Genomic DNA, 12,637 nt, shown 5'->3' on the forward strand with positions numbered 1-12,637 from the left:
CGTTGCACCAGGCGGAGCAGAACGTCAATAAATCGGTCAGCGAAGCGGCGAACCAGATGGTCAGCGAGGACAGCGCCATGCTGGTCAAGCAGCTCGAGACCCTGTTGCAAATCGCCGAAAGCCGTAACTCGACCATCAACACCATCGCCAACGCCAGGGCCTGACTCCCATGAGCTATTCCTCTGAACTCCAGACCAGGCCCGGCGTTGCTTGTCTCAAGCCCGTCGAACAACCTGTGCGCCTGGAACAGCCTGCCGACAGTGGGTGGGGCGATGAATTGCATTCCCGCCAGCAGCGATCGAGGTCGGCGGCTCTGCAGGGAGTCCTTGCTCGCCTGTCGGCGCGTCAGCAAGGCAGCGCCGCCGATGTCAAGGACTTCAAGCGCCTGGTGGCGCTCCAGCAAGCCAGTGCCGCTGCGGGGCGCCAAGGGGCGCCCGAGCAAGACAGCGCAAATGTCGTCAAGGCGTTTTTGCGTGATGCGGCGCTGCAACACAGTCGCAATGGCGCACTGCTGCTGAAGTTAAATGCGATTGTCGACAGCGCGGCTGTAGTCGGTCAGCAGAGTCATCTGCTCGAAGCCGGCCTGCGTGAATTTTCCGTCGATGGGTTCGCCGATACCCGCGATGCGCGCATGTTCGCCGGCGACGCCTTGGCGCACTTGCGCAAGCTCCCGGTGCCGGAACCGTCGGTGCTGGAAAGCCTGAACCAGTCCAATGCCAGTTCCGATTTTTTCGAGCAGTTACAAGCGATGATTGGTCTCATCCGCAAAGAATATTTAGCCGTTTATGAGGCGTTGCTGAAAAAATATTCGGACTTCTACGCGGAGTTCAATAAGGACATCATGGCGGAGATGAGTAAATGGATAACGAGTTCGGGTGATGGCAAAACTGTCACGATCAATCGAGGTTTGCTTACAGCTATCGGCGATTTACTGAAAAAATATTCAGCCCAGCCCACTGGGATGCTTTTCCCCATTCCTGATAAGGATGGAAACTGGCCAGTTACGAGTGAAGACGACGCCAAGAAGTGGGCTGAAGCGATGGGTATGGGCAAAGACTCTCCGAACGTCCAGCCCGATGGTAAGGGGGGATACATTGTGATGATGGATCTTTCGCCTTTGAAGACAATGGATGATGCGTTGAGGCCCTTGTTTAGCGGGGCGGGAATACCGGTAGAAGCACATCTTGACTCCGCCAAATTCCAAGCTTGGCAAGCCGGCTTCAACAGCCAGGAAGGCGAGTTAAAGAACCAGTTGCAAATGTTCACCACCAAATATGGCAACGCCAACTCCTACCACGAAAACTTCAACAAGATTCTTTCCTCTCAACTAAGCCAGTACGCAGAGATGCTCAAGGCTATTGCCAGCGGGATTGCCTGATATGATTGCAGAAAACTCATCTGTCGCCAGGGCGGCGACGCAACCCCGCAGTGATTCTGCGCCAACTCGGCCGATTGCCCGGGCCCTGGAATCCGTGGTTAACCATCCTGAAGTCAATTTAGCCCCAATCCTCAGTGAGGATACGATTCATACATCCGATGCGGCGATGCGTCACCTTCGACAACAAGCGTGCGCTTACTTCATGCCCGGTGCAGCTAAAGAGGACGTGTTAAAAATCGCGAGTGCTGGCGTAGGTGATGGGGAATATCAAGTCAGATTGGCTGTCGAGCTATTTATGTTGTCGAAAGTGCCCAATATCGGTACCGATAAAACTTTTAAACAAGCCCAAAAGCTAATTCAGAGCGCACTGGCCAAGTCCGTGGCGCAAGGTGTGCCCAAAATTTCTCTCGGTAAGCTTTTTGGGCACGAGAATCGCCATGAGAGAGCGGTAGCCATCAATGGCCGTATGGATACGCTCCTGACTCGCTACCCGGACGCAGAACTCCATACCCAAAATAATTTGTATAACGAATACCTGCATAATGGCTTGGTTAGAGCAACTCAAGTCAGGTTGCAAGCAGGCGAGCGGCTGACGGACGAGACTGTGCGAGAGATCAGGCAGAGTGGCAATGGCCGGGAATTTGCTACTGCCGCATTGTATGATCAGATGAATTATAGATCCCCTTCCGGAAGTCCCAGTGAGCATTTCTGGGGCGTGATTCAGTTGGGCCTCGGTCAGCTGGATTTGAAACAGTCATATCTCCCGTCAAAAGGTAATGCGGGTCGAAATGTCCAGAGAAATCCCAGCGAAAGTGCTCGCACGCCAATTCAAAATACTGGTCAACGGCTTCCCACCGAAGGTTTGAATGTCACTAGTAAGAATGGGGACATGAAAATTGACTTCCACGGTATTGGTCAAGCAGGCGCGTCGGGATCTGACCTGGTTGAAGCTCTTACTAAATCTTCTGTCGAAGCAGCCAAGAATAACAATGAATCGGCTGAGCGAATGTTAGCGCAGGCACTTCGTTTCACGCTTGAGGTAATGAGGGTGGTAAATGTGGGCGGTAATCATTCCTCCTCGTCTGTGCCGCTCGACATTACACCCGGCTCTCAGGCGCAGCACGCCGACACTGGCCGAATAGTCACCGGACGAACTTCGATTGTAGCCACCGCCGAGCAGTCAGCCGTTCAGGTAATTGACGATAACGTCGAGGACGCTCAGCAACACGAGGCCGTCAATATTGCAACGACTGGCGCGCAACAGTTAGTCCAGTCGTCGACGATATCATTTTCAGACTCCGATGAAAGTGATGCTGATTCAGGTGTAGGAGATGTTATTCCACTGCCCCCCGCTATGCCTTCTCCTCCTAAGGCAATGGACCAAAATATCGAGAACCATTACCGGACTAACGTTATGGCTGAGCTTAAAGTGGAGCTGGCCAAGCGTAATGCCCAGGCTGAAGCCGATCAAATCGAACTGCCAGCCAGCCCTCAACCTAACCGCAGAGCGTCGAGCCTTGATATTATCCGTACAGAGGACATCTTGCATCGCCCGACATTCGACGACAGGCTGAGCGACAATTTCAGCCAGCGATTAAGGCGCGTCAGTAGTGATGCGCACTTTTCGAGGGGCGTAATCGATGAATCGCAGAACCTTGAGCTGTTCAATGCCAGAGCCGCGCTCAGGCAAGTAGGTTCAAGCAATCGCGGTGCGTCGGCAGCACGCACGCAGGCTGCTCTCGCAGATGGTACGCGGCGCGAGAACGTGGGCGTTTCTTTGGATCCGCTTCCTTCCCGTAGCAGCACGCAAGTCGACACGAGCGCTGATGTCATGGACATCGATCAAGCGCAGACTCTTGAGCGCTGGGACAGCCTGTCGGAGTTGACAAGGCTGCCATCAATGGTGCCGTTCAATGCAAGGGGAAAGGCGAAAGTTCATGCGCCGGTTGATACCTCAAACTCGTTTTACGCTTCATTAGATTCTGGCACAGCAATGAAGGGTCGGCCGTGGCAGTTCTGAGTGAAGTTTTGTCGAGAACGCTAGAGCATGAAAAAATCGTTACCGACATCATTTCCCGCACTCTGCTGGTCGACGCCGCGTCGATCGAGCCGGGCCATCGCCTGGTCGAAGACCTCGGCGCCGATTCGTTGAACCTGCTGGAAATTGTACTGGATATCAACGAAACATTTGCCATTGAACTGCCCGTCGAAGGTGTTGCCCAAGTACGCCGGGTAGAGGACTTGCTCGGATTAGTCCTACAGACTTTGGATGTTTCAATGGTTTGATATTTATTAATTGCGCGCCCTTTAGCGGGGCGCGTCGTTTAATGTGTTTCTTTATTTGTCTCGTTAAATATTTTTTATTATAGGAGGAGTCCTAAAATTTTGTAGTTCGTGCATCCTGCCGTGCCACCCTTGATATAGTCCGCTGCTCATGCGGGGCCATAAGCCCTGCAATCCATGTTTAACGCTTGAACTTGAGCATGGGCGGTTCATTTACCTTTGGGGGAGTCATCGTGAGCTCGGGCAGTGCTGTGGATCTCTGGTCAACAAACTCGTTTATCTTCGGTTCCTGGGAGTTGTGCAGCGACGGCATACTCTTGCACAAGGGCAATTCATTGCATCTGCCACCGAAGGAGTTGCACGTACTGCGTTTATTATTAAGTTCGGCCGGTGCCCTGGTATCCAAGGAGCTATTGTTATCTCGGGTCTGGCCTAATTGCGATATCGCCGAAGAGTCCCTGACGCGCTGTATTTATACATTGCGTAAGGTGCTGGGGCGCGATAACGTCTATATCAAGACCCTGTATGGCAAAGGTTATCGTTTTGTAGGTGAGGTCACCGAGCGTCGGGTGGCGGCTGCAGGCGCGCCGTCGGTGGCGCCGTCGTTGCTGGTGTTGCCATTGGCCGGGCGCGGCAATGGTTGCATGGCTGATGTGCAGCGTGAAGTTGTCCGGCAATTGGCGGCGGCCTTTGGTGAGGGGCTGTGTGTGTTCTCAGCCGGTGTCACGGTCGGTATCGGCGACGAGGGCTACCTGGCGCTGGTCGAGCGCCTGCAGGCCGATTACTACCTCGCTTTTCGCCGCGTCGAGCACGTCAAGGCCTGGACCGGCTCGGTCGAACTGGTACGCGGGCGTGATCACGCTTTGCTGCACAGTGAGGTGTTGGACGAGGTCAGCTGTTTCGACCAGGTGATGCAGCAGGTGCTGTTGCTGATCGCTGATCGCCTGCCGGGGCTGCGGCCGCAGATATCGCCTTGCAGCTCCTATCCGCTGGCCCAAGCCTACGTTAATGGGCTGCTCGGGTTGCGGATTTATACCCCCGAGGGGTTGGGCGAGGCGTTGCAGGAGTTTCTGCGCTGCCTGCAACTGGACCCGGGTTACGCACCCTTGTGGTGTGGCTTGGCCGATACCTACCTGGCCATGGCCAACCTGGGTTTGAAGGATCATCACTGGGCGTTGACCCAGGCGTATCGGGCGTTGACCCAGGCGCTCACGCTCGAACCGGAGAATGCCCAGGCCTCGGTCAGGCTGGCGCTATTGACCAGCCTGCAGGGTGTGCCGCACGCGGCCGAGGCGTTGTTTCGGCGAGCGTTGCTAGGGCCGGATCGGGCCGGGGCGCACTATCATTACGCCTGGCATCTGTGGTGCTGCGGGCGGTTCGGGCAGGCATTGCATGCTGTCGAGCAGTCCCTGGAGCAGGATTGCTCCTCGGTGGCGGCGTGGCTGTTGCGCGCGCGGATCGAGTTGGAAGTCGATGCGCTGCAGGCGCTTGACGTGATTGAACAGGCGATGGCCGTGCTGGGTGACCGGCATCCGGTGATCAATGCGATGCATGCTCTTATCCTCGATGTCAGCGGCGAGCCGCTGGCAGCGCAGGCAGTGCTGGAGCGGGGCGGGTTACTGGAGGGGCAGTCAGGCGAAGTCGAGTTGGTGGTGTGCTATGTGCAGGCAGCCTTTGACAAGCTTGCGGCGCGCGAGCGTTATCGGCGTTGGTGCGTGGCGTCGGAGCATCCGCCCTTGTGCCCGGCGCAACTGCCGGTGTTGCGCCGGCTTGACGGAGATCGTGCGGCCGCCGGCCTGTGGCGCGAGCTGGAGGGCAGGTCCTGTCCCTGGTGGCGAGCCCGGCTTGGCGATCCGCGCCTACAAGGGCTGGCGAAACTGATTGACGAGCGATTACTGGCATGAGGCGCCAGGTCGTGGCCGGCGCGCTGGCGAGCCTGCTGTGGGCGGGCGGGGTACTGGCTGATTGTTGGGAGGAGGCGGCCAGGCGGCATGATCTTGAGCCGCAACTGCTGCTGGCCATTGCCCAAGTCGAGTCAGGCTTCAAGGTCGATGCCCTTCATGTCAACCGCGACGGCTCGCGGGATATCGGGCTGATGCAAATCAATAGCCAGCACCTGCCGCGCCTGTCCCGGCGCGGCATCACCGAGCCCTTGCTGCTGTCCGACCCCTGTGTCGCGGTGGAGGCAGGGGCCTTTATTCTTGCCGAATTCGTCGCCCGTCATGGCTATAACTGGACGGCGGTTGGCGCGTACAACGCGGGCAGTTCGCCTGCGCGCGAAGCCGTTCGACTGCGTTATGCGCGCAAGGTCTGGACGCATTATCACGCCTGGCAAGTGCAGGGCAGGCCCGCGAGCAGAATGTGATCGGATCATCCTGATGAACTGCAGAGTCTGATCAGGATTGGCATTACCCCACTGTTTACCCTGTCGTTTAAATCAAGGCGCTTGGCGCTTTTCATGATGATTGGCACGATGGTGAACAACATGCAGGCCTTCCCTGCAACTCAATGTGTATTGCGTGTTTTCAACGGCCCGTTGCAGGGTTGTGAGTTTAACCTGGCGCAGCACGGCAACTTTTTCCTCGTGGGCCCCGAGGCACGGTTCTGTGCCGTTGAGCACATACCGAGCGTGCCCGAGGATGTTGTTTATATTCCGCTGGAAGCAGGCGGTTGCAACTTCGAAGTGTTGCTTGAGGACAGCGCCCGTAGCGGCTGTCGGCTGCGGGTGTTCGGCCCACTGGGCGTTGAAGAACGCACCCTGGCATTCCAGGCGCTGGAAAACATCGAAGGCCTGCAGATTGCCGTGCGCCCGGTGGATGAGCCCTGGCTTGAAGTGCTGCTCCTGCCGGCACCCCTTGCGCCGCATTCGCCGGACCTGATGCAGCTTCCGGGCAGTCGCGCCCAGCAATGGGGGTTTGGTCTGGCACTGTTGCTGGCGCTAGGGGGCGGTATTCGCCTGGCAGGTGTCCAGGCCCGGCGCGGTGTCGAGTGTTGAAGCGCTGATCCGTGGCGCCGATGCCGAGATGACTGTGCTCTACGGCCGCGATCGGGCGGTGTACGTTTTCGCCGATTCCGAGCGCCAGGCCGGCTGGGGCCGCCAGGTGCTGGTGCGCAACGGCTATTCGGCCACCCAGCTCCTGACCATCTATGGCGAGCGTGCCCGGCTTGAGGCCTTGTTGCTGGAGAAGGAGCCGCGTCTGGCCTTTCATCGCATCGATCTCAGTCAGCCGGCTCAGCCGCGACTGCTCGTCAGTGCGCAACGCAATGTCCTGACCCCGCAGGATCAACTGCGGGTGCAAGGCCTGCTGCGCGAAGCCGCGCCCTACGCCCGTGAAGTCATGATCGTCAGCAGTGACGACGGGCTGTTGGCACGTCAGGCCGAACAGGGGCTGCAACGCCTGGCGCTGCCTTTTACTCGCCAGGCCAACGGCGACAGCGTGACCTACCGGGTCGAAGGCAGCCTGGAAGATGTCGAGTTGCAGGCGCTGAACAGCTATGTCACCCGATTCAATCAGCAGTGGGGTGATCGTTATGTGAACTTCGCAATCGAATTGAAGGATGACTGGCTCAAGGGTAAGTCTTTTCAATATGGCCCGCAGGGCTACATCAAGATGACGCCGTCATCCTGGTATTTTCCAAAACCGCTCTGATTTATAAAAGGTAGGTGATGTATGGCTAGTAACGACACCCCAGGTTCAATTGCAGCACTGGCAGATTTTCATACGGATTTCCTCGGCAAGCAGGCCGAGGCCTTTGAATCGGGTGCTACAGGTTTGAAGACGAAGCTGGATGAGGCGTTGAAAGCGTTGCACGGTGATGCTTCTGATCCAATACTTCTGGCGAAATATCAAGCCGCATTTTCTTCCTACAATATTTTCCGCAACGCGGCGACCAATACCATCAAGGGCTTCAAGGAAATCGATTCGGCGATCATTTCCGCCGCCCGCTAAACGTCATTTCCGTTTTATCGTCGGCAGGTCGTGGACCTGTCAACGATTTTCATGAGAGTTGTTTATGTCAAATTACGCTATTGCTCCGGCGGGACTCAGCTCCTTACAAGTAGCTGAATTGTCGACCCCGGCTCCGAATGCGGTCGTGTCCCTGGAAAGTCGCTTGATTCAAGGTTTAGCCAAGTCTGCGGTGGGCACCGAACAGGATTACGCGAAAATCAACGGCATGCTCGATCGCCCGGACATCACCAACCCCGAAGTGCTCAGTCAGATGCAGATCATGATGGCGCAATACAACATCGACGTGTCCCTGTTGAATGTCCTGGTGCGCAAAACCGTGAGCACGGCTGAAACCTTGTTGCGTTCGTCATGAAGTCATACGGTTGTGTCGTTTTGCTGTGCCTGGCGCTGGTCGGCTGTCGCCAGCCGAGCCTGCTCGAAGGCCTGGACCAGCAGCAGGTCAATGAAGTGGTGTCGGTGCTGCAGCGCAACAACATCAGCGCGAACAAGATCGACAATGGCAAGGTCGGCTATTCGGTGCAGATCGCCCAGGCCGATTTTGCCGCGGCGGTGGACCTGTTGACCCTGTATGCGTTGCCGTCCAAACCGCGTGTCGAAGTCGCGCAGATGTTCCCGGCGGATTCGCTCGTGGCCTCGCCGCGGGCCGAAAAAGCCCGCTTGTACAGCGCCCTGGAACAACGCCTGGAACAGTCCCTGGGCACTATCGGCGGTGTCGTCTCGGCGCGCCTGCATGTCAGCTACGACCTGGAGTCCGGGGAGAGCAAGCGCAAGGCGGCGCCGGTGCATTTATCGGCGCTGGTGACCCACGAGCCGGATATCGAACCGCAGTTGCTGATCAGCGACATCAAGCGTTTTCTCAAGAACAGCTTCGCCGGTATCGACTACGAAGACATTTCCGTGGTGCTGTCGCGGCGCGCGCCGATCCAGCATACCGCGCCGTCGCCGGAACCGCGCTCGCAGGATTTGACCCCGCTCTATCTGTTGCTGGGCCTGGGCCTGGTGCTGGCGGCTGCATGGGCGCTGTGGCTGTATCAACGCAAACGTGCTGACGAGGCCGGCGATGTCGCAGGCCAGTGAAGCGCTTGAGTTGATTCTGCGCCAGCCCTTTGCCTACCTGCATGCCGAGCGTGGGCGGCTGCCGGCACTGTTCGCCGCCCCTGGGCCCCGGGCGGTGCTCGATCAGGCTTTGTTGCGTGGCCTGGGGCTGAGTGCCGAGCCGCTGACGCTGCCGGCGCATTCCTGGGCCGAGGCGTGGGTACGCCATTGGCGGCGGCTGCCGGCAGTCGCCCGGCTGATGGGCGCGCAACTGGGCTGGGCGCAACTGGCCATCGGCGCGCGCCTGCGCGAACTCGACCAACCTACGCGCAGCTTTGCGCGCCTGGGGCTGGGCGAGCGTTGCGCCAGCCCGATTTGTGACACCGACGGGGTGCTGGACACCCTCGATGCCATGGGCCTCAACGCCTTGCTGGCGTGGCATGCGCACATCCCCCGGCGCTGATGCAGCGCCTGATCCTGCAGTTTTCCCCCCGCGTAGTCGCTTTGCAACGGGCCATGCCTGCGCAACAGCCGAATGCGTCACTTTTTGTTTTGGCGGTACAACATGCTCGACTCCATCAGAACCCTGATTGACCCCCGGCGGCGGACGATCCTCTGATCGTCCGTGCCGACCGTAGCGCCGCCCGCGAGCGCCGGCTGTTGATGCAACAGGCGCAGGAGCGGGCCAGTGATTGTGTGGCCCAGGCCGAGGCCGAGGCCGACCTGATCCGCGCCCGGGCCTTCCAGGAAGGCTACTCGCAAGGGGTGTTGCAGGTGGCCGGCGATCTCAGCCAGCTGTTGTTGACTTCGCGGTTGCTGGCAACCGAGTTGCAGGCGCAATTGCTACAGGCTGCGCGTGAGTTGCTGGCCGAGTGGTTGATGGATGAGCAATTGCTCGACATGCTCGTGCAGCGCTGGTCGACCCGGCATGGCGCTGGGTCGCCGGGCGCGCTGCAGATCATTTTGCCGCGCCGTTGCAAAGCGCTGCTGGCGGCCGTACAGGCGACCTTGGCCGAACAGGGCGTGGACGATGCGCGGATCAGTTTTCATGAGCGTGAGTGCTACCTGTTTCGCCAGGGCGATCAGGTCATCGAACTCGATATCGAAGCCACCCAACAGCGCCTGGCGCCGCGCCTGCTGGCCCGGCTCAAGCAGTTGCCGGACAGCGTGCGCGAACTCGATGACGCCTCGGTGCAATTATTTGTTGAATGGGCCGGCAACCTCGACAGGCAAAGCGACGCCCCCTCAAGTGCAAGCGGAGTCCGAATGATGGATATCGGTAAAACCCTGTTGAACGCAGCGCTGCCTGGCGCCGGGCTGGTAGCCGACGCCGTCGTGCCGTTGGTGCAGCGCCTGGGTACTCAGGAGGCTCAGGGCGTATCAGGCACTCAAAGCCCCCAGTCGACGGCCCGCCCCGACCCCGAATTTGATGCGTTTTATAACGAGTTCATCGCCTGGGCCGCCGACGGGCCGGGCAAGAAGGCCATCGTTGACTACCTCAAGCAATACGCCAATGGCGCTGGCGAAAAAATCTACCGCACCACCAAGCACCAGCAGGATGTGCTGGCCAAGCTTATGGAGCGCATGAAGGCCGAGGGGCTGGAAGGCGGGGAGACTTATCAGGAGCTCAGAGGAGCATTTTCCTCGGTTTCGGCCGCGCATATGTTTTTCCAGGAGTTCTTGCAGGACGTGTTCAAGACCGATGAGGATGAGGACAGTCGGGAGAATGTTGACTGGTAATCCGTTGCATGGGCTGTCCAAGGCGGCAGACCGTAACTGGAATGGCGGTACTTCTCGTCCGGCGCGTCGATAAAAACCATTGGTCGAAGGGAGGCGTGTTATGGATCGGGTAGGGCCCAGTGGTGGAAAAAATCGCCCTGCTCAGCGTGTAGGGGGACGCAGGATTCAGAGACACAATAAGGTGAAGCAAACTGTTTCAGTATCTAACCGCGACGGTAACATAACCCCTATAGTTGGAACGGCTCTCGTAGGTAGTTCTCTGGGGGCAACGAGTGCTGGGGCCGTAGCCGTATTGACTGGTGCACCTGTCGTCTACTGCGTGGGGGCAGGTATCTTGGCCGGTGCAGTGGTAGGAGCACTGATAAAGTCTGGCTTTGAATGGCTCCATTCAGAGGAGGAACGATTTGACAAAATTTATAAGGAACTGGTCGAAGAATTACAAGGCTCTCCTGCATGGGCTCAATTAAAACAAGGCATCCCGGATGACGTAGTCAATATGCCTCCAGACGTGCGTTTGACTGCGATGAGTAGGGTTGTTCGGGCACATGATAAATACTGCAAAAAAACCAGTTATATCGAAGCGCAGCAAATGGCAAAAAAATTCTTGATGCTGCAGGCAAGGACTGGCAAAAAAATACCCCGGTTCAACGCTGAGTGCTCTTGATGATGAATATGTTAAAAATATAATAAAATATATCATGGTTCACAATGCAGATAACGACTTTGCCTTTACGTGCCAAACTGAAGAGTCGAGTGCGGGAGTGGATGCAAAGGTAGATTATTATATCACTCGCTTTCCCAAAGGCTTGCGGGGGGAGGGGCTCCGAAAAAAGTGGGATTCAACGCTGGATCTATATAACGATGATAAGCGTAGTAATAAAGCTTCATTCGTCGCGCTTTTGGCTTATAAAGATATCCCCTACTTACATGTCAATCCTGATTTGACTCGCTATCCAGTCAGGGATGATGCAAGTCAGAGCTGGCCTTCTCATAGACGGAGAGCCGTTGAGGAACTTGCAGTACCCAATCAGTTAAAAAAACGTTTTGTCTGCAAAAATACTGGTGTCGGAAGCCCCCTTGGTGAACTTGTACAAGGCACCTCCAAAAAACAATCGAAAACAAACTGTAAAATTGTTTATGGACCAACGTTTGCTCGGCAAGAGGAAGAAGGATTTCCGCAGGAGTGTATCAATAGTTTAAAGAAGATAGAAGAGGATATTCAGTCGGGCCGTTCACCGAAAAAAGTATAAACACGCTGCATATTTATACCGTAAAAATGGGCGATGATAAGCGCAAGGGGCGTTGGCGTTTACTGGTGGAGATATTTAAAACGGATCAAGATACAATTTATCGATTTAAAGAAGTATGCGATTATCACACGGCTGTTCCAACTTTGTGGGGGCGTGTTAAGCGGCATCCATCTTGTTGATTTCTAAAAGGTGCAGAAAGGCCATGATGCCAGCTGTCCTTTTTTATGAGTGCTTTCCAGGGCGTGCAGTATAATCAGTATCAAAAACTTCATAAGTAGGCCGGTATCTGAAAGTTAGGTGCTCGACAATAAAGGCGGCGCCACCGCTCGGTCGCGCCGTCTGCTGAACTTTAACGAGCGGACGCTTCCTGAAAGTTAGTGTGGTTGGTGCTCAGGTTTTTTTCAGACATCGGACGGAGATTGATATCACCTTCTCGGTTTGATTTCTCTAGCATCTCTATACGTAACGCCGATAAACGTTCGAGCTGTTCGATTGAAGTCGTGTCGGGATCACGTTGTTTTATGCCGTATCCGGCACCTAAAGCAACAGAGAAACAAGTAGGATTAAAGGGATGATCATTATTTGCAAGGTCCGTTATATACTCGCAGCCGATTTTTAATGAAGTTGCAAGGTCTGGTTTCATGTCGGCCAATGTGTCTCTTGGTGATTGCTCGCCTGTTTTACTCGTCGGTATTTTTGCGTCGGCATTTCTTGTTAAATTTCTGGGTTTGATAACCGCGAGCCCGATAGAGGTGATTCTATCGTTCTGATTTGTGTGTTTATCTATGTACGAGATATTTTTCAAATGTTGGTTTTCGCGCACGGCGTTGACTAGTGAAAATTCTGTGGCTATGACTAGAAGCTGTATGGTCGTGTTTTTGGTTTTGATAATGCAACCAGTAATTGCATTTTCCAGCCCGCCGCTACTGGTGCTCTGATTGATTGGCAAGGGGGGCGGAGATATCGCCATGTGCCGTCGT

15 protein-coding genes are annotated in these 12,637 nt (G+C 56.2%); 14 read left to right on the forward strand and 1 reads right to left on the reverse strand.

Going from position 1 to position 12,637, the window contains the following annotated elements; genetic code table 11:
- Nucleotides 1–169 precede the first annotated feature (169 nt).
- From JFT80_RS19245 to JFT80_RS19305, 14 genes are all read left to right on the forward strand, one after another.
- Nucleotides 170–1,378, forward strand: a complete 1,209-nt coding sequence (locus tag JFT80_RS19245; RefSeq protein WP_201148939.1) for an IpaD/SipD/SspD family type III secretion system needle tip protein — start codon at nucleotides 170–172, stop codon at nucleotides 1,376–1,378.
- Nucleotide 1,379: 1 nt separating this feature from the next.
- Nucleotides 1,380–3,398, forward strand: coding sequence for a hypothetical protein (locus tag JFT80_RS19250; protein WP_201148940.1), 2,019 nt, complete (start codon nucleotides 1,380–1,382; stop codon nucleotides 3,396–3,398).
- A complete protein-coding gene (locus tag JFT80_RS19255) occupies nucleotides 3,386–3,664 on the forward strand; it encodes a phosphopantetheine-binding protein (RefSeq protein ID WP_201148941.1) in 279 nt (92 codons plus the stop codon). Before JFT80_RS19250 ends, JFT80_RS19255 begins: the two co-directional genes overlap by 13 nt.
- Nucleotides 3,665–3,894: 230 nt before the next feature.
- A complete protein-coding gene (locus JFT80_RS19260; protein ID WP_307833113.1) occupies nucleotides 3,895–5,565 on the forward strand; it encodes a winged helix-turn-helix domain-containing protein in 1,671 nt (556 codons plus the stop codon).
- An 11-nt stretch (nucleotides 5,566–5,576) separates the two neighbouring features.
- On the forward strand, nucleotides 5,577–6,026 hold the full coding sequence (locus JFT80_RS19265) for a transglycosylase SLT domain-containing protein (protein ID WP_225569845.1): 450 nt from the start codon (nucleotides 5,577–5,579) through the stop codon (nucleotides 6,024–6,026).
- A 93-nt stretch (nucleotides 6,027–6,119) separates the two neighbouring features.
- Nucleotides 6,120–6,656, forward strand: a complete 537-nt coding sequence (locus JFT80_RS24955; RefSeq protein ID WP_274610210.1) for a PrgH/EprH family type III secretion apparatus protein — start codon at nucleotides 6,120–6,122, stop codon at nucleotides 6,654–6,656.
- The gene (locus JFT80_RS24960) at nucleotides 6,643–7,311 is read left to right on the forward strand and encodes a PrgH/EprH family type III secretion apparatus protein (protein WP_307833114.1); all 669 of its coding nucleotides are present in this window, start codon (nucleotides 6,643–6,645) and stop codon (nucleotides 7,309–7,311) included. Before JFT80_RS24955 ends, JFT80_RS24960 begins: the two co-directional genes overlap by 14 nt.
- Before the next feature lie 21 nt (nucleotides 7,312–7,332).
- Nucleotides 7,333–7,611 carry an EscF/YscF/HrpA family type III secretion system needle major subunit gene (locus JFT80_RS19275; RefSeq protein ID WP_201148944.1) on the forward strand — a complete coding sequence of 93 codons (279 nt, stop codon included), beginning with the start codon at nucleotides 7,333–7,335 and terminating at the stop codon, nucleotides 7,609–7,611.
- Between the two features lie 64 nt (nucleotides 7,612–7,675).
- Nucleotides 7,676–7,984: a type III secretion system inner rod subunit SctI gene (sctI, locus tag JFT80_RS19280; RefSeq protein ID WP_201148945.1), complete on the forward strand. Its 309-nt coding sequence runs from the start codon at nucleotides 7,676–7,678 to the stop codon at nucleotides 7,982–7,984.
- Nucleotides 7,981–8,709, forward strand: coding sequence for an EscJ/YscJ/HrcJ family type III secretion inner membrane ring protein (locus JFT80_RS19285; RefSeq protein WP_201148946.1), 729 nt, complete (start codon nucleotides 7,981–7,983; stop codon nucleotides 8,707–8,709). Before sctI ends, JFT80_RS19285 begins: the two co-directional genes overlap by 4 nt.
- Complete coding sequence (locus JFT80_RS19290) at nucleotides 8,693–9,130, forward strand: hypothetical protein (protein WP_242482992.1); 438 nt, start codon at nucleotides 8,693–8,695, stop codon at nucleotides 9,128–9,130. Before JFT80_RS19285 ends, JFT80_RS19290 begins: the two co-directional genes overlap by 17 nt.
- 200 nt (nucleotides 9,131–9,330) lie before the next feature.
- Nucleotides 9,331–10,407 carry a hypothetical protein gene (locus JFT80_RS24545; RefSeq protein ID WP_242482993.1) on the forward strand — a complete coding sequence of 359 codons (1,077 nt, stop codon included), beginning with the start codon at nucleotides 9,331–9,333 and terminating at the stop codon, nucleotides 10,405–10,407.
- 292 nt (nucleotides 10,408–10,699) lie between these two features.
- Nucleotides 10,700–11,071, forward strand: coding sequence for a hypothetical protein (locus tag JFT80_RS19300; RefSeq protein WP_201148947.1), 372 nt, complete (start codon nucleotides 10,700–10,702; stop codon nucleotides 11,069–11,071).
- Between the two features lie 34 nt (nucleotides 11,072–11,105).
- Nucleotides 11,106–11,657, forward strand: a complete 552-nt coding sequence (locus JFT80_RS19305; RefSeq protein ID WP_201148948.1) for a hypothetical protein — start codon at nucleotides 11,106–11,108, stop codon at nucleotides 11,655–11,657.
- A gap of 349 nt (nucleotides 11,658–12,006) precedes the next feature.
- On the opposite strand, the gene JFT80_RS19310 is transcribed toward JFT80_RS19305, so the two are convergent.
- Nucleotides 12,007–12,637 (reverse strand): hypothetical protein (locus JFT80_RS19310; protein WP_201148949.1); only part of this gene is annotated, 631 nt, incomplete at its 5' end.

The organism is Pseudomonas sp. TH10 (genome assembly GCF_016651255.1).
Lineage (GTDB): Bacteria > Pseudomonadota > Gammaproteobacteria > Pseudomonadales > Pseudomonadaceae > Aquipseudomonas.